The organism is Vibrio ouci, from assembly GCF_004551525.1.
GTDB lineage: Bacteria > Pseudomonadota > Gammaproteobacteria > Enterobacterales > Vibrionaceae > Vibrio > Vibrio ouci.
Map to the genome: position 1 here is coordinate 26,943 of NZ_SATR01000035.1, position 21,534 is coordinate 48,476.

Below are 21,534 nucleotides of genomic sequence, written 5' to 3' on the forward strand. Positions count from 1 at the left end.
AAGCCTTATTGAGGTGTTTTGGGCTATAAGCCAGGCTTGATACGAGCCATATAGTAAGTGTTGATGAACTCATCATCACGGAACGAGCCAAATTTTGACTCGCCTTCTACTTCAAAGCCAAACTTCTTATAACAAGCGATCGCCCCTTCGTTGTCAGTATTGACTTCGATCTGTACGCGTATGACTTGCAACCAGTTGTCTGCCAAATCTAGAACCGTCTCAATCAACTTGCTACCAATGCCTAGCCCGTGGTAGTCGTCATGGACACCAAGGCCAAAGCTGCCACAGTGTGCCGTTCTTGGGCGTTGTGAGTGCTCAAACCCTATATTCCCTACGACTTTTCCATCCACTTCTGCAACAAAGCTATAAACACCTTAAGGCATGTTTTCCAGTCGCTGCGTCCACATTGCTACCGATGGTTTTGGCAGTTGGAGTGTCTCGCGTTGTGCTTTCGGTTGTGAATAAATTTCACATAATGCGGCTGCATCACTCACTTGTGTCGGACGTACGATTATTTCCATTTTTCTTCTCTCTCGACTGGTTGAACATAAAAACACCATAACGAGAAGTTAAAGATATTTAAAGCATTGTTTTTAATATTTTTATTCACGTAGTTTTTTACACTAAAGGCGGCACAAATTCTCAGAATCTTTACTGCTAGGTATAAATTGTAAATAAGTTTGTTTATTGGCAAGAGGCGTTTTATTGTAACAGGCTATTCACATAAGGATCGAAACATGAACCACTCAGCGAGCTGGAAAACGCCACAAAATTTCCTCATGCTCATTTCTATTGTCGTGCCTATCGCTTTCTCAAGTTGGATGGCACTCCTGAATAACTTCGTGATTGAACGCGCCAACTTTGATGGTTCTGATATTGGCTTGCTTCAGAGTGTGCGCGAAATTCCTGGCTTTCTTGCGTTTACCGCGGTATTCGTCCTGCTGTTCATTCGTGAGCAACGATTCATGTTGCTGTCATTGGGGGCATTAACCCTAGGCACAGCCATTACCGGTTTCTTTCCCTCAGTGATGGGACTATTGCTGACAACACTATTGATGTCGACAGGCTTTCACTACTTTGAAACCTTGAAGCAGTCACTTTCTTTGCAGTGGCTTACAAAAGATGAAGCGCCAGAGATGCTCGGCAAGTTTATCTCGGTTGGCGCATTAGCGTCGTTGCTGACATATGGCGCGCTATGGTTCTGTTTAGAAATTATAAAAATGGACTTCGAGTGGGTTTACCTGACTTTTGCTGGTCACTTGGATGGCATTTGTGTTTCCTCAGTTCGAAACGCATGTACAGCAAAATAAGAAACTGGTGCTAAGAAAGCGTTATTGGCTTTACTACGCACTTACATTTATGAGCGGAGCCCGTCGTCAAATCTTCACTGTATTTGCAGGCTTTTTGATGGTTGAGCGTTTTGGTTATTCGGCTGCAGATATTACCTTGCTGTTTTTAATCAACTATTTATTTAACTTCTTATTTGCGAAACGTATTGGACGCTTTATCGGTAAAGTGGGTGAACGTAAGGCGTTGACCTTTGAATATGTAGGCTTAATAGGTGTGTTCGTTGGTTACGCTTTAGTTGAAACCGCAGAGTGGGCAGCAGTGCTGTATGTTGTCGACCATTTATTCTTCGCCTTAGCTTTGGCGATTAAAACCTACTTCCAGAAAATTGCCGATCCTGCGGATATGGCATCCACAGCGGGGGTGTCGTTTACTATTAATCACATTGCGGCAGTGTTCATTCCAGTCTCTTTTGGTTTGATTTGGTTAGTCTCTCCTGCAGCGGTTTTCTACATCGGTGCTGGTATGGCAATGGTGAGCCTATTACTTTCGCGCAATATTCCAAGAGCACCTGAAGAGGGCAATGAAGTTCGAGTATTGAAGTGGAGCTAACACTGACTTGAGGTCTTAGCATTTAGTCGAAGTATTCAGTCATAGAGTGAGATAAAGGCGCATTGGAAATCAATGCGCCTTTATTTTTTGATGATGGCCTTATGTTAATGTCTTTTTGTTCTCGAGTTTGTCGCTATTACCACTAAACCATGAACAGACTTGCAAGTTTGTACTCTATTTAGTTTTATTCAGCCTCTGTATGCTCTTTAATCCAAGATATGAACGTAAAGGATAAAAGATGAGAAGAGTTAAGTGGGGTATTGCGGGGTTAGGAAATATTGCGCAGCGCTTCGCAACAGCATTGACCCAGTTTAGTGAACATGGTCAGTTACACGCTGTCGCGGCGAGAGATTTGCAGCGAGCTCAGGCCTTTGGTGAACAGTTTGGTGCGCCAGAGCAGTATGGGGCGTATCAAGAGATGGCTGAAGGCTCTAACGTAGAAGCTGTCTATATTGCCACGGTGCACCCTTATCATAAGTCCTTGGCTGAGCTATTCCTTAGTCATAAAAAGCACGTTCTTGTTGAAAAGCCAGCGTTTACAAATCTTCAAGATTGGTTAGAGATGAAAGCGCTGGCTAAGCAGCATGGTGTATTCCTGTTAGAAGCAATGAAAACAGTGACTTTTCCAGCGTACCGAGAGCTAAAGTCCTACCTTAAAAACAATCACGTTAAACTTACTTCTATTGAAGCTGGGTTTGGCAACCATAATGATTATGACCCCAATGTGTTTATCTTTAATGATCAACTTTCAGGTGGCTCGACCTTGGATGTTGGCGTTTATAGTTTGTGGCTCTACTATGATTTGTGCCACTTCATGGAGGTAGAGGCAGCAAAGCCGACCGTGACAATGCACAGAACGCTAGATCAATGCCATGTTGATACTGATGCTAGTTTTATCTTCGATGGTGAGATAAAAGGCAAGATTTCTTCTTCAATCACAACAGACCTACCGCGCAGCGCGGTGTTAAAAGGTGAGGACTTGACCATTACGATTCAGGATAAATGGTGGAATCCGCAGCTGATTGAGATCGAGCATAAAGGCACAACCACCATCATTGAATCGCGAGTGTCAGGCAACGGGTTCGAATTCGAAATCGATCACTTTTCGCAACTGGTGAGAAACAATGAACTAAAGTCAGGTGTGCTTTTACATCAAGTGACCGAGCGCGTACTCACTACCATGGAGCAAGCGTTGATAGACAATGGATTTGGTCATTTAACGCGTCTGGAGAACTCATAAACTAAATGAAGAACCTTAAGCGTAAGCTAGAACTCTATGAACAGCTATTTCGTATGTTTGGCCCTGGAGAGTCTCGTTGCCAAATTGCGCAGCTAGCTTCCTTGTGGCATGTGACGGAAAGATACGTGTTTACCTTGCTTAGAGCGATGGAAGAAAGTGGTTGGATAAACTGGCAGGCAAGCTCAGGGCGCAATAAACACGCATCATTGGAATGTCGAGTGGAGCCAATGGATGCCTGCTATGAGGCGGCTGAGCAGTTAGCGCAACTGGGGCAAGTTGATGAATTGCTTAAGGCATTGAGTTTTGGCGGACGTGATGCAGGAAAAGAGCTACAGATTTTTTTAAATAGTTCTAATCCGAGCACACAACAGATTGTTTATATCCCTTTCCATCGTGCTATCGAGCCGCTGCACCCGCATAAAGTGTTACGTAGAACAGAGCGCTTTCTGGTGATGCAAACCTATCAGCGCTTAACTGCAGTGGTGAACAATAAGCTTGAAGGGGATTTAGCTTACCATTGGGAGTCAAATAGCAATGGGACGGTTTGGACATTCCAAGTGCGAAATAATATCCAGTTTCATGATGGTCACCCGCTAAGTACACAAGATATTGTTAGAAGTCTAGAAGGGCTAGTTGCTCATCGATATTGGGCTGGCTGCTATCAGCATGTTGAGTCGATTACTGCAATTTCTAACAATGTTATTGAAGTCAAATTGAACCAGACGGATTGGCACTTACCTCGGATGTTTGCCAAGGCTGAAGCGTCGATTTTTCGCTATGGTGCGCTTCTAAGCCCTGTTGGTTCTGGCGCATTTTCTCTCGACGTATTCTCGACCAATATGCTGCGTTTAAATAGTAATCCGCTATACAGTCATCGAGCACCAATCCTCGATCGTGTGGAAGTCTGGTTCTATCCTGATTGGGCGGTAAGTAAGCAATGTTCTCATAACCAACTTCGCTTACAAATGCCAGAGAATACCATCACGGTGGATAGCGACTTTCCCGCGACGTTTATGCTGCTGTCGAATCCATTATTGCCTAAAGAGTCACGTATTGTGGCGGTTGAGGACACCTCTGATGCTCAGCAGTTGTTTGCTCAGACTGCCCAGAAAGGGGACGGTGCGTTTAAGATTGATTACGGTGATTATCACGCCACAAAAGATGCACTTCTGTGCAGTATTATTGAAGAAGACGACTACTATACCGCTTGGTTAAGTCTGTTTTTGCGCTTTCCATTTAAAGCGTTGAACCTAGCTGACGACATGTTTGTAGCGATTCAATCTTGGCTTGAGGCGATTCGTAGTGAACCAGATGTCGAAAAGTCATTAAGTCAGCTCAACGAACTTAGAACATGGCTTAATGAGCAACAGATCATGACTGAGCTAAAGCACGAGAACTTTCGCCTTGAAGTCTCTGAACGCCTTAAGGGTAGTGCCGTCGATGGTTTTGGCTGGTGTCAGTTGAGTCAGCTTTGGATAAACCAAGATTAAAAGTACTAAGCCTGAAACCTTTGCTGTAGGTACTCGACAAAGGTTTTGATCTGCCCAGGAATGAATTTCGATTGAGCGTACTGCGCAATGATTCTTCCTTGATAGTTACCACCGACATGCCAGTCTTTTAATACTTCGACCACTTCCCCTGAATCTATATACGAGCGAATGGCAAATTCTGGGAAAACCGAGATGCCGACACCGCGAATCACCGCTTCACGTCTTATTTCACTGTGGTTGACAGCGAACGATCCGCTGACGTTGATCGATATCTTTTTCAAGCTATGGGTAAAATCCCAGACTCTGTCGCGAGGGTTTTCTCCTAGGCATAAGCAGTTATGCTGGGCGATATCGTCAGGGTGAATCGGCATACCATGTTGTTCGATATAGCTTGGACTGGCACACATGATCAGGCGACATTCGTCGAGTGTTTTCGCGATCAAGCCTTCGGTCGGTTTGTCGGTAATATGAATGATCACATCTACTTCATCACCAATAGGATCAATATAGTGGTCGGCGACTTTAAGTTGTAGTGCCACGTTAGGATAAGCGTCTATAAAGTCGAGGATCATCGGCATTAATACTTGGCGAGAAAGGGCTTTTGGCGCAGCCACACGTAATGAACCAGACACTTCACTTTTGTCGGCTTGCGCGGCAGAAACCGCCATCTTGGCTGAGTTCATCATATCACTACATAGGCTATAGACTTCTTGCCCTGTTGTGCTCAGTCTCATTTGACGAGTAGTTCGCTCTAGCAGCTTTTCTTCTAAGGCATTTTCCAGTCGCGTGATCGAGCGACTGACCGAAGAAGGTGATAACCCAAGCTTCTTAGCCGTTTTTGAAAAGCTGCCGGACTCGACCACATTAACGAAGATTGCCATCTCTGAAAGCAGAGGAATAAGTCTATTTGTGTCCATGGTGCAAAAATCCTTTGCAAAATAGCAGTATTGTTTCGTTTAAGTTACTTATGGATACTAAATAAGTCAATGAAAGCGAGACTAATGGAAAGGACCCCATGAAAAAGCTAAGAAGTATTGAAGATATTCAAACCATCTCAAAGTCCGTTGACCACGTACTTACCCTGTTTAGTGGCGGCTTAGATAGTACTTATCTACTGGAGCTGCTGAAAACGTCAAAAGTGAAAGTGACCGCCATTGCGATCGATTTGGGTGAGGGGCTTGACGAAGACAGCCTAACGCTGATTACCGATCATTATGGCGTTGATCTACGCATAATCGACGCGAAACAGGAATTTGTAGAGCACAGCCTTGTCTCTGCAATTCAGGCGCAGGCGCTCTACCTTGGTGACTATCCGGTTAGTTCGTCATTATCTCGTCCTATCATTGTCCAAAAAGCGGTAGCTCTGGCAGAAATGCTTGGCTGCGGAGCGATCATCCACACTGCAAACCAATCGCAAAACAGCTTAAGACGCCTAAATGGCGCAATAGAAGCAAGTGGTTATCAACGCTTTTATGGCTCGCCGTATGAATACTCGGCATTAACTCGTGAAGAGAAAGCGGCAGAGCTGTTTCACTCTGGCTTAGTTGGCTTTAAGTCACGCAATGTCAGCGGAGATGCAAATCTGTGGTGCCGTGAGTTTGAGTCAGGAATTCTTGATGATCCTGAAGCCTTCACCTTATCTGAATCACTGTTTACTTGGTCGCAATGGAACACTGAAAAACAACTCGATAACGACCAAGTGAAAATTGGATTTCGCAAGGGGTATCCGGTAACGATCAATGATTTACCGATGCCACTTGAAGACCTAATTGCTTTCATTAACAACCACGTTGGCGCGTATGAAATCGGTCGATATGTAGGATTCGACCACCTAGATGAGGATGAAAAAGTCTTAGAGGTGCGCGAAGCACCCGCTGCACACATCCTTATGAAAGCATATAAGTTGTTGGAAACAGCAACGCTACCTACTGATGTTCTCAAAGTAAAAGCAATGCATAACGACATTTGGACTCAAGAAGCTGTCGAAGGCCGATGGGGAAGTTTGTTGCAAAGCTCGAGCTATGCGTTCATCGCCCACACTGCCGAGTCTATCTCTGGCAGTGTTTTATTCAGTCTCTCGCGCGGTCAAGTATTGGCGACCAGTATCAAAGCTGACAAGCCGAAATACATCCGCGATAGAGACCATTGGGAGATCCAAACCGCGAAGAAGAGAAGTCTGCGCAGGTTGGATTCCGTTACCAAAGCCCAAGTTCATCAAATGACCAAATAGAGAGGTCGGTATGGATACAATCAAAACACCAGTCGATAGACATGCTTCGGTTATTTCACGCCTTTTAGTGCAAAACAACTACGTGTTTATCAGTGGTAAACAGATGACCAATATGCTCTCGACTAACGTCGATGAAGTGATTCGATTCAAAAACTGTTGGAATCAACTGGAGCGAGATCGCTATATGGCGGATGGTGGGACCTATCGGTATCGCCGCTATGGTCAGTTCAATAAACTTGGCCAAGGGCGTCAGATAACAATATTACCCCATGAGCCGTACGTTCAGCCTGCTTATATCAACACCCTTAATGGCGATGTTGAACGTCACTTTGAACCTTTGACCAGCAAGTTTGTTACCTCTCCTATATTGGAAAAGTTGTTGTTACTGATGAGTGATGTCTACGACGCATCTGAAGGTAAAAAAACAGATTGGAATATTCGTCTTCATCCTTACCGAATTGTGGCCAACCAATCGGAAGTGGGCCAACCCACACCGGAAGGGCTGCATAGGGATGGGGTGACCTATATAGCTTCATTGTTGATCAATAAGGTCAATATGGTCGGTGGAGAGACAACCATCACTGATGACCGACAGCAGACACTAGAGCGGCTTACTCTAGATAAAACACTTGATATCGTCATGGCGGATGATGAAAAAACCATGCACGAAGTGTCACCGATAAAACCACTAAACCCAGAAAAATGCGCGTACAGGGACGTACTCGTTATCGCGTTTACAAAATTAGGAGAATAGGATGTCAACGGCTACGGGATTACTAAAAAAAGGAAGTTTTAAGTTTCCGTTAACCGAATCATTGCTGCTGTTAGTAGCGGTATTTTGGGGAACAAGCTACGGCTTAACAAAGAGTGCATTGGTTTATACAAGTGTGCTGGTATTCATTTCGATTCGTTTCTCGATCACTTTTCTATGTATGCTACCTGTAGTGATCCGAGACTTTCGCCGAGGGTTAAATAAAGACTGGAAGATCGCCATACCGACCGGATTTATACTCTCGGCGATTTTTTTCTGTGAAGTGTTTGGGGTCTCACAGACCTCTGCATCGAATGCCGCGTTTTTAATCAGCTTGTCTGTCATCTTGACCGCGTTTGCCGAGCTAATCATTAATAAGAAGCGCGTAAGCAATACTCTGTGGCTGCTCACTTTGTGTAGTGTTGTGGGGGTGTTGATGCTGACCAGTAATCAAGGCATTGAGTTATCATTGAATACCGGTGATTACTTTATTCTAGCGGCGGCTTTATTACGTGCGTTGATGGTCACGCTAACTAAGCGCTTTACGGAAGGAAAAGAGATCACCACCAGTACGCTGACGTCATTGCAGTCGTTAGTCGTTGCCTCTGTCGCGATTGTTTGTGCGGTGACTTACTTACCAGCAGCAGAATTCGTTATTCCTACCAGTACCGAATTTTGGATTACTGTGGCTTACTTGGTTCTGTTCTGTACTCTGTTTGCCTTTTACGTGCAAAACTACGCAGTACGCCACACATCGCCAACGCGAGTTTCACTATTGATGGGCAGTGAACCTTTATTCGGGGCCATATTTGCCATGGTTTGGTTACAAGAATCGCTCAGCGTTGTGCAAGTTATCGGTGGGGCATTGATCTTGTTTAGTGTGATAGTGACCTCAACCAAAGAATCGTAAAACTGAAAGCGGGCTCAATAGAGCCCGCTTTTAGTTTCGAATTATTGAATATTGATTTTATGCCCTAAGTGCGTGATTTGAGTAGACGCATAACCCAGTGTCACCGCTTCAAATTGCTGACTTAGATCTTTAGCGTGCTTAGCGTCTTTGGCAAGAAACGACACCGAGTAGATTGGTCGTACTACGCCATTGCCTAGTTTCTGCGTATCTAGGTAAGATGCAGTGACAAGCCCCGCCTGATTTAAGCTGATGACACGTTGTAAGTCGATTGCGAGCACACGATCCATCTCTAGCGCTTCAATGCCTTCCTTCCAAGTGATTGTCACACCATAGTTGTTGTACACCGGTGTGTTATCTAGCCATTTCGCTCCCATAGGCTGGATATCGGCGATTTTTACCAACTCTTTCTTGTATAAAGGAAGATCTTTTAGTTTGTTGCTCACCTCTTGCTGGTTATCGGCTTCAATCACAAAACGAAGCATCTGTACTGAGCGGCCATCGATCTCTGAGTGGTAAACAAACATATCTTTTATTTCCCCTTTCTCGATCAGTTCGCCAAAGGCGGCTTTTTGTTCTGGCATGGTATCTAACACTTGCTGAGCGTCGTTGGTGTTCCAAGCTAGCTCGACGCCAAAATCAGCGGCAGTTGCGATAGTAGTGGTAAAGAGTGATGCGATAAGTGCAGCGAAAGTGAATGTTTTCATAATTGTTTCCTATGTTATTGATGGCTGAATCTATGTGTGCTTGGTGGTTACCAACGCGAACGGTAACTGCGATGGCAACTGCCGCATGTGTCTTGTGCTCTCTCTAACCCAATTTCTGCTGATGAATAGTCTTGAGCCAAACTAGCTTGATAGAGAGTTTGAAAACTGTCGTCCATCTGCTTAAGCAGTCGTTGAAACTTGTCTGGGGAGCTCCAAACGGATGCTTTAGCTTTACTGTTTTCTTGACTGCCTTGAGGAAAGAGTGACAGCAAGGCATGGCTATGACTTTTTAATGATTCACTGTTGTCAGTAATAAGTGGCCAGTTGATATCGGATTTGCTTAAGGCTTTTTCAGTTTGTTTCGCGAGTGAGTCAATGTCATTGAACGCAGATTGGCGTTGTTCGATGACGCTTTGTTGAGCAAATACGCATAGAGGCAAAGCAGCAAGTAGAGTGGTTAGGGTCTTTTTCACGTTTGTTATCCCGTTCGGTTGTTTGATCAACTGAGGATCATTCCTCGTCGTTGAAGTTAATTTACACAGCAATAGTTGCAATTGCAACTATTGCTGTGTAAATTATTGCAAATCGATTGAAATGAATGAAACAAGAGAGTAAGAAATGAAAGTATGGGATTTAGCGACACGCCTTTATCATTGGGTTCAAGCAGGACTATTTGTTGGGTTGATGGCGAGCGGATTTAGTGGAAATGGTCCACATGTTCAACTGGGCTTAGCCTTATTCACGCTGCTAGTGTGGCGAATTGTTTGGGGAGTCATTGGCAGTGAAACCAGTCGTTTTCGCCAATTTGTACGTTCACCAAAGACGGTAGTGCTCTACTTATTAGGACGCCAACCTGAAGCTACAGGGCACAACCCAGCAGGTGGTTGGATGGTGATGATCATGATCAGTGCTTTGTTGCTGCAATGTATTTCGGGTCTTGCCTTAGCAGGATTGTTAGATGGTCTTCCATTGGCACAATATTGGTTAACTGATGGTTTGTTTAGTGCTTTAGAGTCCATCCACTTTGGTTTAGTGAATCTGCTTCCTGCCATGATTGGGTTACATGTTGGTGCAGTGTTGTTTTATAAACTGCGTGGTAAGCCACTGACCAAAGCGATGATCACTGGTATACAAGTTCGCCTAACTGATGGTGTGTCGGTAAAATTTGTGTCGCAACTGCGTGCATTGTTGATGCTTGTTGTGAGCGCATCAGTTACCATGGCAATAATTGCATTTTCATCTTAGTGAAACGGAAGGTGAGTATTACCATGAGTCACGATTTTGATAGACAAACGAGCTTTGGCTGGTTGATTAACGTTTTAGCGCTTGACGCATCCAAACTCTTTGATAAAGAGCTTAAAAAACACGGCTTGACCCTCGCATTATGGCCAACTTTGATGTGCTTATGGGAAGAAGAAGGGGTGACTCAACGTGATATCGCCAAGAAATCCAAAGTCGAAAACTCCACAACGACACGCACTCTAGATAAGTTGGAAAAGCTCGGCTTAGTAGAGCGTCAAGCTGACCCAACAAGTCGCCGTTCTTTCCGTATTTACCTGACAGATGAGGGCCGAGCACTTAAAAATGAACTTATCCCTATTCCAGCAGGAGTTAACAAACAGTATCTCAGTGTCTTAGAGTCTAGTGAGCAGAAAGAATTGATTCGCCTACTGCAGAAATTGGTGAGCCAAGTTTAATCTTCACTTCCCGTTGAGAATATTAACTCAATAATTAAACCTTTATTTAACCATTCGTTTACCAATTCAGGGGCATATATTGTGTCCCTGATCTCATATCTCCATTCTATTTTTATATTAGTCACACATTTTGTATGGGAAAAATAGCTTCCCTTGTTTGTCTCATTCTATTTATAGGAAAATTATCCCATAAGAACTTTCTTATGGGAAAACGGGATGAATAAAAAGCAGTTTGGAGAGCAGGTCAATCAACTGGGGCCACTAAGTGGTGCCGAGCAGTTGATCGTTCGCTACTTTAGTAACAGTTATACTGTGCTCCCTTTTGCCAAAATCGACGAGCTCTGTAAGCAAGTCGGTGTCGGCAAAGCGACCCTTGGAAGGTTCCTTAACCGACTTGGATTTAGCGGCTTTATTGAATTTAAAAAGTGTGTTTCTGATGATTTAGTTCAAGAGTTATCAACCCCAATAGACAGGTGCATGAGTGGTCAGGTAGAAAGCCAGTCAGGTTGTCTTATAACTAAGCACTATCAAGAGGTTAAGTCTAATCTAGAAGGTACGTTTAATCAGCTATCTCATCAAGACTTTCAAAGTACCATCGACGCATTTACCGACCCGAGAGGTAAGCTCTATGTTATCGGTAGTGCGTCGGCGGAGGCGTTGGCGAACTATTTCTACCTTCTTGCTCGCTACTTGCGCAAAGACGTCGTTCTTATCAAAGCAGACCCTTCCACACTGCCGCATCAACTGGTCGATGTCACCGAAAATGATACGCTCTTTGCGATCTCATACCATCGCTACTCCAATATTACATTACGTCTCGCTAAGTGGTTCAAAGAACATGGCGGAGAAGTAGTCGTGCTTACCGATCAGGCAGTTAACCCATTTGTATCCTACGCAGACATATTATTTTCAGTAGAAAGTCAGAGCGAAGGGATATTTAACAACCGAACATCTGGCCTATTTTTAATTGAAGCTTTTATTAAAGGTATGTCAAACGTAGAAAATAAAGAAGATAGATTTTCAAGGATAGAAAAAACATTTGGAGATTTTGATTTCTTTAAAACTAACTAGCTTATAAATAAATTTAAATTCTGAGCCCTATTATTCGAGGTGTAATATGATTACTTACCTAGCGATTCCTATTATCTTTTTTGTCGGGTATTTTATAATTAAAAAATACAATACTCAGTCCGTTCTATTACTGGCAGGTCTTTTGATGATTGCCTTAGGCGTGCTTACAGGTCACGAAGACTTCATGCCGAAAGGAGGCAAACCAACCGGTTCGGTTATTGTCGATTTCTTTGAAGTTATTAAAGTCATTTCCTCCTCAACGTTAGCGAAGCTAGGCCTAATTATTATGGCTGTTGGTGGTTTCTCTAAGTATATGAGTCATATTGGCGCCGCGAATGCGATGGTGAAAATTGCCACTAAGCCGCTATCACATATAAAGAACCCATACCTTGTTTTGGCTATGGCGTATATCACGGGTCAGTTGATTAATATCTTTATTCCTAGTGCAACAGGTTTGGCATTACTACTATTAGTGGCGATGTACCCAGTATTAGTCGGTGTAGGTTGTAATCCAGCGGCAGCAGCAGCGGTTGTTGCAACAACAGGATGTTTGGACTTAGGTCCAGCGTCTTCGGCGGCGAATAAAGCCGCAGAAGTGGCGGGCATTGATGTGGCGACTTACTTCATCAGTTACCAGATGATTGTTGCCGGTGTTGCTATGTTCGTTATTGCCGCATTGCACTTTGTTTGTCAGAGATATTTTGACCGTAAAGATGCAGAAAATGGCGTTGAGCATGACTTTAACTTAGAGATGAAAGATCAGCGAGAAGTACCAAAATGGTTTGCGATTTTGCCTGTGCTACCTCTTCTATTACTTCTGACCTTCAGCAAATTCGCCATCACTAGCATTCAGATGAACGTGGTTACCGCTATGTTTATCGCCTTATTTGTCTCTATGGTTGCAGACTACATTGTGACTCGTGACGGTAAGTCAGTAGCGGCTTCTCTTAAGGTTTACCTTGATGGTATGGGCGCAGTATTTGCGAGTGTGGTGAGCTTGATCATCTCTGCACAAGTATTTGTAACGGGCTTAAAATCTATTGGCTTTATCTCAATGTTACTTAACTCAGCGTCTAGCCTTGGCTTTGGTTACTTAGCAATGGTGTTAGTGCTAGTGTTGATTATCACGGTCGTGACCTTGCTATCAGGTTCAGGTAATGCGTCGTTTTTTAGCTTCTCTAACTTAGCGCCGGATGTGGCAGGCCAAGTTGGTGCGTCGGTTGCGGCGGTTGCTTTACCTATGCAGCTAGCCTCTGGTTTGATGCGCTCAGCTTCTCCGGTTGCAGGGGTAGTGATTGCATGTGCTGGCGTTGCGAACGTCTCGCCAATTGAGTTGGCAAAACGTACCGCAATTCCGATGCTAGGTGGTCTAGCGACGGTGTTAGTCGTTTCTCAGATGTTGGCGTAACAGGAAAGGATTATGGATATTGTTGAACGCTTTTTAAGCTATACCAAAATTAATACCACTACCGATAGGGAGAAGGGTGCTGCGGGCATCATGCCTTCTTCCTCAGGGCAAATGGTGCTGGCAAAACAACTTGAGCAGGAACTGCTTTCATTTGGCCTAGAAGATGTTCAGGTTAATGAGAAAGCAATTGTCACTGCCACACTGCCAGCCAATGTTGATGTACACACGCCGACGGTTGCCTTTTTCGCCCACCTTGATACCAGTGCTGAGCAAAAAGCCGATACCAATGCAAAGATTGCGACTCACAGTAGTGACTCGATTTGTTTGAATGAAGAACTGGGTATTCACTTAACCGAAAAAGCGTTTCCAGAGCTTGCCCAATACCGCGGGCAAGAGATTTTAGTGACTGATGGGACTAGCTTGTTGGGGGCGGATGACAAAGCGGCGATCGCATCCATCATGGATATGTTGCAATACTTCACAGCGAATCCTGATGTTCCACATGGACCGGTAAAAGTGGCATTCCTGCCTGATGAAGAGCAAGGCCTTCGAGGAGCTAAAGCCTTTGACGTAGAGAGTTTCGGCGCCGATTTTGGTTACACACTCGATTGCTGTGGTATTGGCGAATTTGTGTGTGAGAACTGGAATGCGGGTAATGCTGTGGTGACGTTTACTGGGCAGTCCGCGCATCCGATGTCAGCCAAAGGGAAACTGAAAAACTCGTTACTGATGGCCCACAAATTTATTGCTATGTTGCCTGCGGGTGAAGCGCCTGAGTATACCGAAAACAGAGAAGGGTACTACTGGGTTAAAGAGCTATCAGGAAACAGTGCGAAAACCATACTTAAGCTTGATATTCGTGACTTTTGCCTAGAGGGTTACAATAAGCGCATGGCTTTCCTTGGTCGATTGGCACAACAGATGAACGACCTTTATGGCGGCGTAGAGATTGAATTGAGTGATCGCTATGAAAATGTCGCTAATAGTTTGCAAGGTAGTAACCGCTACCCGATTGATATTGCTCAGCAAGCTTATCAAGATTGCGACATAGAGATGCGTCAAATACCGATGAGAGGTGGTTATGATGGGGCGGTACTTTCACAGAAAGGGTTACCTTGTCCTAACCTCTTTACCGGTGCTCATAATTTTCATTCCATCTACGAGTATTTGCCGGTGAATTCACTAAGAGCCGCCAGCGAGGTCGTACAGAAAATCGTATTAATTACACATAATAAATTCAGTCAGTAGCAGGTAATACTATGAATGTAATGCTTTTTAGTAATGGCAAAATTGCGGGAAACACTCAAATTTTAGAATACGGCTTTGAGTGGATTGCGCCAATGATCGAAAAGACTCAAGCGAAGAAACTGGTTTTCATTCCTTATGCGGTTATCCGCGGAAGTTACGACGAAAGAACAGAGCAAGTTCAGCAGTCATTTGCTCAATTTGATTGTGAGATTGTTGGTATCCATACCTGTGATAACCCAGTCAAAGCGATAGAAGAAGCGGATGGTGTTGTCATCAGTGGCGGAAATACGTGGGTACTTAACAGAACGTTACATGACAATGGTCTTATCGCCGCGATTCGTAAAGCAGTGCTGAAGCAAGACAAACTTTTCATTGGCTGGAGTGCAGGGACCAACGTTGCGACACCAACAATTCGAACCACCAATGATATGCCAATTGTTAGTGCGGCTATTCTGCCAGCGCTGAACTTGGTGCCATTCCAGATTAATCCTCACTATATTGATGGCTCTATTTCTGGTCACATGGGCGAAACTCGTGATGAACGTATTGAAGAGTTTTTGGTGATGAACCCTACAGAAGTGGTGGTGGGTATTCCCGAAGGAACCATGTTGCAAGTAGAGGGAGATCAGTTAACTTACCATTCAGCGAACAGCAAACCTCTTAAATTGTTCAGACATCAGAGCGAAGCCGTGACGTTTGCCCCTCAAGAGGACGTACAGTTTCTGATGGATGAGGGCATCTAGTCATCACAAAAATGTTACGTTCACTACTCAAGCACGCGAAGACAGTTTAAAGTAGCTTCAGCTTGTTAGAGATGATAAGAAAGGCGAGCCAATGTGCTCGCCTTTTGTTTTTGAGGATTACCATGACCAAACCATTAAACGAATGCATTGTGCCTATGTACCCAACCATTCAAGCATTGGATGTGGATGCGCTTGAATCAGGGGAGCACAAATTTTGGTTTGCTGTTGCCACCGACGCGATTGGTCATCCACAAACCCTTCCTGTTCGAGTGTTTAAAGGCGCCAAACCGGGTAAGCGTATCGTGATCACCGCCGGTGTTCATGGTGATGAGCAAAATGGCATTTTAAGCGCGCAGAAAATCGCACGCGAGCTTGAAGGGCAGGATATTTCAGGTTGTATCACGATAGTTCCTGCCGTGAACTTATCGGGCATTGCTCGTCACAGTCGAGACTTTCACTCTGCTGCGCCAGATAGTTCATCAGCAAACCTAAACCGAATTTTTCCCGGCAATCCACAAGGGGATGATGCCAGTCGTTATGCTCATAGCCTGTGGGAGAACCTACTCAAACCCAATGCAGACTTAGCCATTGATCTTCATTCTCAAACCAGTGGTAGCGCGTATCCTTTGTATGCTTTTGCTGATTACCGAATTGAGGATGCGATTCGCATGGCGAGGCTTATTAACCCTGACGTTATTCTTAACGACCCTGGTGACCCTGGCATTCTAGAAACTGTTTATAACCGCGCAGGTATTCCATCGATCACCATCGAGGTCGGCGTAGGTCGTTATACCGATCTAGAGATGGTAGAACGAGCGACCGCTGGGGTAATGAACGTCTTGCGTGACTATCAACTGCTTGAAGGTGACGTGATTACCGCTGAGCAAAACTGTGTTGAGGGCAATAGCATCACCAGTGTTAGAGCTGAGCAAGGCGGATTTGTGATTTGCCACGTTGAGTTAATGCAGTCCGTTGAAACCGGTCAGAAGCTCGCAACGCAATACAACAGTTTTGGTGATGAAATTCAAACCTACTTTTCTCCTACGCAAGGTACAGTGATCAGTCACAATGTTGAATCGGTACGAGCTCCTGGATCGCTGGTGGTTCGACTGATTCATTAGTCATTGATGGATACCTGACTTTGCCGGTGTTGGGTATCCTCCCTTTTATGTTGTTTTCGATTCTATAAACCTTCCTGTTTTGTATAAATATTCAAATTCCTCTTCAACTAGAGTCATCCTTTAGCCCGCTGACAGGGTTAAGTGTGTTTGGCTATTTAGATAAAGCGATCTCATGTAAATAAAAGATTAAAACTCTGGTTCGTGAATGTTAAATGGAGAGTGTTTTTGATTTTATTTTCATTAATGGTGAATAAATTTTCACTATTGTCTTGTTTTGGCGTTTTTTGCGGATATAATCAATTTCATTGAAAAGTTATTCACTATTTATGAGTTTATAGTCATCTAGGGAGTAGTCAGATGAGCGATACACTTCTTGCCCAAGAGGGTCACAAATCAAGCAGAAACCTGCTGATGTTTGCGATTCCATCATTATTGGGTTTGTTCTTTTTCCTTGCGCCACTTACTTACGATGGTAGCTTTACCTTTCCTTTGGCCTTAATGGCAAAAGCATTTAAAGCTGTTCTTGGTGATGCAATTCTACCAACCGTAACTGGAGTGATCTGTTTTTCTGCGATTGCTTCGATAGCTGCAAGTCTTATTAAGCCAACTTTTGTGACTCAATCTCCTCTGCTTATTAGACTTTTTGTTCTTACACCGACGTGGTTGGCCATTCGTACTCTAGGTGCGGTATTTACTCTGCTAGCGCTGCACCAAATCGGTCCTGAGATCATTTGGAATGGCAATACTGGTGGACTGGTTCTAAACGATCTTCTGCCATCACTGCTTGTGACTTTTTTCTTAGCTGGCCTATTGCTGCCACTACTACTGAACTTTGGTCTGCTAGAACTGCTAGGCACCTTGCTAAGTAAGTTTATGCGCCCAATTTTCCGTCTACCGGGTAGAGCCGCGATTGACTGTATGTCTTCATGGTTAGGTGATGGTACTGTCGGTGTAATCCTGACCAGTAAGCAGTATGAAGATAAAAAGTACACAGCGCGTGAAGCTGCTGTAGTTGCAACCATGTTCTCACCAGTGGGTATTTCATTCTCGCTCGTTGTTCTTACTCAGGTAGGTTTAGCGAACTACTTTGTACCGTTCTACTTTGCAATCTGTCTATCGGGCGTGGTGGCGGCGATGGTGATTCAGTTCCTACCGCCTCTGTCATACAAGAAAGATCTCTACATTGATGGTACTGCGCCAAACCGTGACGATGAGCTAGTACCAGCAGGCAAATCGACCGTAGGGTATGGCCTTGAGCTAGCATTAAAACGTGCTGACAAAGTGAAGAGCTTAGGTTCAGTTGCCAAAGAAGGTTTCAGTAACGCGCTTGATATGGTGTTTGGTGTACTTCCAGTGGTAATGGCGATTGGTACTTTAGGTCTTATCGTTGCAGAAGCGACACCAATTTTCTCACTAATGGGCGCGCCGTTCGTTCCACTGCTAGAGATGCTAAATGTGCCAGAAGCAGCCGCGGCGGCAGAGACAATGTTGGTTGGCTTTACCGATATGTATGTTCCTTCGATCATTGCAGCGTCTACGATTGATACTGATCTAACCAAGTTTGTTGTGGCAGCTCTGTCAGTTACTCAGCTTATCTTCATGTCAGAAACAGGTTCTGTCATTCTAAGCAGTAAAGTGCCAATTAACTTCCTAGAACTGATGGCTATCTTCCTGCTAAGAACATTAGTGACACTACCAATTATTGTTCTAGTGGCACACGCTATCTTCTAATTAGAACCGTGTTGTAACTACTAGCCCGATACGCATTTGCCTATCGGGTTTTTGTTTTTAATTCAGTTTCGAATTGCTAATAATCAACGCAATTAGCGTGTCTAAATCCTGCTTCGCTTTGCCTTGAATTGGAAAGCCCATATTGACTCGAATACAGTCAGTGTAGAGATCTAAAGTGCTAAACAAGCTACCAAGACGAATATCCAATTGGAGCTTATCAACTTGCTCAGCAAACGCATTGTGGTCGAGATGCGGGATCTGAATCCACAGTACCATGCCACCTTGCGGGTTGCTCAGCTTGATCTGTTTAGGCAGCTTGTGCGTTAAGTAAGTAAGGTATTCTTGCCTGAGCGTTAATAGCTGATTTCGTCTGCGTTTGACATGTTTGGCATACTGACCGGACTCGATAAAGTCTGCCACAGCTAATTGAGTCGGCAAGGCAACACCATAACTGGCTGCGGCGAACTGGGTTTTATACTGCTCGAAATAACGGCCTGGTAAGCACCAGCCTAGTCGGTAGCTTGGTGAGAGGCTTTTGGATACTGAGCCACACCATAAGACGTAACCGCCTTTGTCGTAATATTTGGCGGGCAGTGGGGTATGGGATGAGTAAGATAGTTCTAAATAGACATCATCTTCGATAACTGGGACTTGATATTGGTTAGCCAACTGGGCGAGTTTTTGCTTCTGGTTCGCGGACATATTGATCCCTTGAGGGTTCATGTGTGAGGTACAGAAGATCGCGGCATCGACACGTTGGTGTTTTAGGTGGTTTTCCAATTGCTCCAGATCGACCCCGTCATCCAGTGATGGAATCTCGATAATCTTGCGCGACATCTGACCGAGAAGTTCTATGATGCCATTAAAGCAAGGAGAGCTGATCGCAATGGTATCGCCCTCTTCACTGCAAGACTCTAATGCCGCTTTGATTGCCGACATACATCCGGCGGTGATGACTAACTCGTCTGAAGAAAAATGGTGATCAAATTTGGCGAAATGACCTACTAGTGCATCGCGAAGGGACGGCTCACCTTGGATGTTAGGGTAATGATTGATGCGATCCCCCATACGACGAAGTGAGCGCCGAAAGCTGCGCTCTAACTCGGTGATGGATTGCTCGTCGTTGGCGGTACTAGAGACACCTAATGGACCATTGAGTGCGTTGTGAGTGGGTACGCTTTTCTTAACGTGAGAGACCTTACTGACAAACTGTACCAAGTCAGGGGTAAGGTGAGAGGGCTGACGTGGCGAGACATAATAGCCAGCTTGTGGACGAGCATGAATCCATCCTTGAGACTCTAACTCTTGATAACAGCTCACCACTGTCGACATACTGACAGACTGCTGCTTAGCCAGTTGCCTCAGTGAGGGCATTTTGCGGCCCTCTGTGCGTTTACCGCTCTCAATCTCTTCAATAAATTGCTCGGCTAACTGTCTATAGATACTCATCCGTGTATTCAAACTCAACTGTACTGGTTTTTGTTTTAAAAATTGTATCTGTATCTGATTGGTGCCTCAAGGGATACTGCTGAAAAACATAGGAGGGATGAATATGAAAAGAAATGATTTGCTGTTGGCGGTTCTCGTTATGGCGATTTGGGGATTTAATTTCTCAATGATCAAAATGGGCGTCACCAATGTCCACCCTTTGCTGGCAACTGCTGCGCGGTTTGCATTGGCAGTGTTCCCTGCGATTTTCTTTATTCCTAGACCGAAAGTCGCTTGGCGATACTTAGTCAGCTACGGGCTGGTCTTTGGTGTCGGGATTTGGGGCATGGCTTCTTGGTCAATTACCGTAGGGCTATCATCAGGGATGTCGTCGGTACTGCTGTCTGGAAACGTATTAATTGGCATGGCCGTTGGCATCGTGATCTTCAAAGAAGAATCGCCAGTTCGAAAACTTATCGGCGCGGCTCTCGCTTTGTGCGCGCTGGTGGTATTGGTTTCAGCGACCACAGGCAACGTCACGTTCAATGGCATCATCTTAATCATGATTGCAGCGTGTAGCTGGACATTGATGGGTGTGATTGTGAAAAAGTCACAAACAACCCAAGCTTTTGCGTTTAATGTCTGGGGCATGTTGTTTGCGCCGATTCCGTTAGTGTTGTTTGCGGTCTCTTTGCATGGTGAGCAAATACTGTGGCAAGCGGTTGAACTATGGGACTGGAATACGACTATTGCCGTGGTGTTTCAGGCTTACCCGACCACCTTGTTTGGCTACTGGGTGTGGAACATGATGCTGATTAAGTACCCGTTAAGTACTACTGCACCTTTGACTTTGTTGGTGCCAGTCTTTGCCTTGATTAGCGGTTACTTTATGTATGACGAAGTGCTGTCGTTAGCTCAGATCGTTGCATCTGGACTGTTTTTGATAGGCATTGGTTTGATTGTTAAACCTGCTAACGCGCCTTTATTCAAAATGAGCCTTAAGACTCCATTGGTTCGTTAGACTAGTGGCACTGAGTTATAAAGCTAACTCAGTGCCAATTAAATCTAAACCAGTTCGACTTCCACATCTGTTTGGGCTTGGCTAGAGCAGGCTAGCGTGTAACCATTGGCAATATCTTCTTCGCTCAAGGTTTCAGTGCTGGTACGTGAGACCTCGCCTTTGGTCACCTTACATTTGCACGAACCACACATACCGCTGCGACAAGCGATGATGATTGGCACGCCGTTTTCTTCCAATACGTCCGCAAGGGTAGAGCCTTGAGCAACTTCGGTTGCGACGCCAAATGCAGGCACTTCAAATTGAACCACACCACCGAATTCGTTTTCCGAATGAGCCTCAATGGGAGTGAAGCTCTCTTGGTGGAATTGCTCAGGAGCGACACCCAGCGCTAAAGCATTGCTTTCCATATCTTGCATAAACTGAGTTGGGCCGCAAAGGTAGACAGTGCGCTCAGCAATATCAGGACAAAGCGTATTCAGCCACTCTTTGTCGAGGCGCCCCTGAGGGTGACGTGTACCACTATTGTCTTTAAGCAGTAGCTTGAAATCGAAGTTGTCATTGGCAGCATCCATCGACTCTAACTGATCAAAGTAGATAGTCTTGCTTGCACTTTTCGCCATATGGATAAAGGTAATGTCGATATTCTCTTTATCTCGTAGCCAAGTTGAAGCCATCGACATCACCGGGGTGATACCAGGGCGCGAGCATACTTTGTTCAATTTATAGCCCAAAGAATACTCGTGCTCTGTAATCGTCGCACCAACCCGCTTTTTTCAGCTTTTGCCTTTGACTTGGAGCACCACACTCACATTGCTTGAGCATGTTCATGACGAAGCGTCTAA

General features: G+C 44.7%; 18 protein-coding genes and 4 pseudogenes. 15 read left to right on the top strand and 7 right to left on the bottom strand.

Annotation, left to right across the window (positions count from 1 at the left end):
* Positions 1 to 23: 23 nt before the first annotated feature.
* Positions 24 to 521, bottom strand: a pseudogene (locus tag ELS82_RS18665) (GNAT family N-acetyltransferase).
* Positions 522 to 737: 216 nt separating this feature from the next.
* Between ELS82_RS18665 and ELS82_RS18670 the strand changes: the two are divergent.
* The 3 genes and pseudogenes from ELS82_RS18670 to ELS82_RS18680 all read left to right on the top strand — a co-directional run bounded on the left by ELS82_RS18670 (position 738) and on the right by ELS82_RS18680 (position 4,629).
* A pseudogene (locus ELS82_RS18670) lies at positions 738 to 1,899 on the top strand (MFS transporter).
* A 238-nt stretch (positions 1,900 to 2,137) separates the two neighbouring features.
* Entirely contained in the window at positions 2,138 to 3,139 is a 1,002-nt protein-coding gene (locus tag ELS82_RS18675; RefSeq protein ID WP_134836821.1) for a Gfo/Idh/MocA family protein, read from the top strand.
* 5 nt (positions 3,140 to 3,144) lie between these two features.
* Positions 3,145 to 4,629, top strand: a complete 1,485-nt coding sequence (locus ELS82_RS18680) for an ABC transporter substrate-binding protein (RefSeq protein WP_134836822.1) — start codon at positions 3,145 to 3,147, stop codon at positions 4,627 to 4,629.
* Positions 4,630 to 4,634: 5 nt separating this feature from the next.
* Here the strand turns inward: ELS82_RS18680 and ELS82_RS18685 are convergent, their stop codons facing one another.
* Positions 4,635 to 5,546, bottom strand: a complete 912-nt coding sequence (locus ELS82_RS18685; RefSeq protein ID WP_134836823.1) for a LysR family transcriptional regulator — start codon at positions 5,544 to 5,546, stop codon at positions 4,635 to 4,637.
* Positions 5,547 to 5,644: 98 nt separating this feature from the next.
* On the opposite strand from ELS82_RS18685, the gene ELS82_RS18690 reads away from it, so the two are divergent.
* Genes ELS82_RS18690 through ELS82_RS18700 form a run of 3 tightly spaced genes read left to right on the top strand, consistent with a single transcriptional unit; the run spans position 5,645 to position 8,520 of the window.
* Positions 5,645 to 6,859, top strand: a complete 1,215-nt coding sequence (locus tag ELS82_RS18690; RefSeq protein WP_134836824.1) for an argininosuccinate synthase-related protein — start codon at positions 5,645 to 5,647, stop codon at positions 6,857 to 6,859.
* A gap of 10 nt (positions 6,860 to 6,869) precedes the next feature.
* Positions 6,870 to 7,613 (top strand): 2OG-Fe dioxygenase family protein, encoded by a 744-nt coding sequence (locus ELS82_RS18695; protein ID WP_134836825.1) that lies wholly within the window; start codon positions 6,870 to 6,872, stop codon positions 7,611 to 7,613.
* A gap of 1 nt (position 7,614) precedes the next feature.
* Positions 7,615 to 8,520 carry a DMT family transporter gene (locus ELS82_RS18700; RefSeq protein WP_134836826.1) on the top strand — a complete coding sequence of 302 codons (906 nt, stop codon included), beginning with the start codon at positions 7,615 to 7,617 and terminating at the stop codon, positions 8,518 to 8,520.
* Between the two features lie 41 nt (positions 8,521 to 8,561).
* On the opposite strand, the gene ELS82_RS18705 is transcribed toward ELS82_RS18700, so the two are convergent.
* A complete protein-coding gene (locus ELS82_RS18705; protein WP_134836827.1) occupies positions 8,562 to 9,224 on the bottom strand; it encodes a hypothetical protein in 663 nt (220 codons plus the stop codon).
* Positions 9,225 to 9,271: 47 nt separating this feature from the next.
* Positions 9,272 to 9,697 (bottom strand): cytochrome c, encoded by a 426-nt coding sequence (locus ELS82_RS18710; protein ID WP_208733217.1) that lies wholly within the window; start codon positions 9,695 to 9,697, stop codon positions 9,272 to 9,274.
* A gap of 145 nt (positions 9,698 to 9,842) precedes the next feature.
* On the opposite strand from ELS82_RS18710, the gene ELS82_RS18715 reads away from it, so the two are divergent.
* The 8 genes from ELS82_RS18715 to ELS82_RS18750 all read left to right on the top strand — a co-directional run bounded on the left by ELS82_RS18715 (position 9,843) and on the right by ELS82_RS18750 (position 18,243).
* The gene (locus tag ELS82_RS18715) at positions 9,843 to 10,469 is read left to right on the top strand and encodes a cytochrome b/b6 domain-containing protein (RefSeq protein ID WP_134836829.1); all 627 of its coding nucleotides are present in this window, start codon (positions 9,843 to 9,845) and stop codon (positions 10,467 to 10,469) included.
* 23 nt (positions 10,470 to 10,492) lie between these two features.
* On the top strand, positions 10,493 to 10,921 hold the full coding sequence (locus ELS82_RS18720; RefSeq protein WP_134836830.1) for a MarR family winged helix-turn-helix transcriptional regulator: 429 nt from the start codon (positions 10,493 to 10,495) through the stop codon (positions 10,919 to 10,921).
* A 216-nt stretch (positions 10,922 to 11,137) separates the two neighbouring features.
* Positions 11,138 to 11,992 (top strand): MurR/RpiR family transcriptional regulator, encoded by an 855-nt coding sequence (locus ELS82_RS18725; RefSeq protein ID WP_134836831.1) that lies wholly within the window; start codon positions 11,138 to 11,140, stop codon positions 11,990 to 11,992.
* A gap of 46 nt (positions 11,993 to 12,038) precedes the next feature.
* On the top strand, positions 12,039 to 13,400 hold the full coding sequence (gene dcuC / locus ELS82_RS18730; RefSeq protein ID WP_134836832.1) for a C4-dicarboxylate transporter DcuC: 1,362 nt from the start codon (positions 12,039 to 12,041) through the stop codon (positions 13,398 to 13,400).
* A gap of 12 nt (positions 13,401 to 13,412) precedes the next feature.
* Entirely contained in the window at positions 13,413 to 14,648 is a 1,236-nt protein-coding gene (gene pepT, locus ELS82_RS18735; protein WP_134836833.1) for a peptidase T, read from the top strand.
* Positions 14,649 to 14,659: 11 nt separating this feature from the next.
* Positions 14,660 to 15,391: a dipeptidase PepE gene (gene pepE, locus ELS82_RS18740; protein WP_134836834.1), complete on the top strand. Its 732-nt coding sequence runs from the start codon at positions 14,660 to 14,662 to the stop codon at positions 15,389 to 15,391.
* A 122-nt stretch (positions 15,392 to 15,513) separates the two neighbouring features.
* The gene (locus ELS82_RS18745) at positions 15,514 to 16,512 is read left to right on the top strand and encodes a succinylglutamate desuccinylase/aspartoacylase family protein (protein ID WP_134836835.1); all 999 of its coding nucleotides are present in this window, start codon (positions 15,514 to 15,516) and stop codon (positions 16,510 to 16,512) included.
* 357 nt (positions 16,513 to 16,869) lie between these two features.
* Positions 16,870 to 18,243 carry a YjiH family protein gene (locus ELS82_RS18750; RefSeq protein WP_134836836.1) on the top strand — a complete coding sequence of 458 codons (1,374 nt, stop codon included), beginning with the start codon at positions 16,870 to 16,872 and terminating at the stop codon, positions 18,241 to 18,243.
* A 57-nt stretch (positions 18,244 to 18,300) separates the two neighbouring features.
* Here the strand turns inward: ELS82_RS18750 and ELS82_RS18755 are convergent, their stop codons facing one another.
* Positions 18,301 to 19,692 carry an aminotransferase-like domain-containing protein gene (locus tag ELS82_RS18755; protein ID WP_134836837.1) on the bottom strand — a complete coding sequence of 464 codons (1,392 nt, stop codon included), beginning with the start codon at positions 19,690 to 19,692 and terminating at the stop codon, positions 18,301 to 18,303.
* Positions 19,693 to 19,795: 103 nt separating this feature from the next.
* Here ELS82_RS18755 and ELS82_RS18760 point away from each other — a divergent pair, with 103 nt between their 5' ends.
* On the top strand, positions 19,796 to 20,692 hold the full coding sequence (locus ELS82_RS18760) for an EamA family transporter (RefSeq protein ID WP_134836838.1): 897 nt from the start codon (positions 19,796 to 19,798) through the stop codon (positions 20,690 to 20,692).
* A gap of 44 nt (positions 20,693 to 20,736) precedes the next feature.
* On the opposite strand, the pseudogene ELS82_RS18765 reads toward ELS82_RS18760, so the two are convergent.
* Positions 20,737 to 21,387 (bottom strand): annotated as a pseudogene (locus ELS82_RS18765) (2Fe-2S iron-sulfur cluster-binding protein); the annotation flags it as partial.
* Positions 21,388 to 21,412: 25 nt separating this feature from the next.
* Positions 21,413 to 21,534: pseudogene (locus ELS82_RS18770) on the bottom strand (ISAs1 family transposase); the annotation flags it as partial.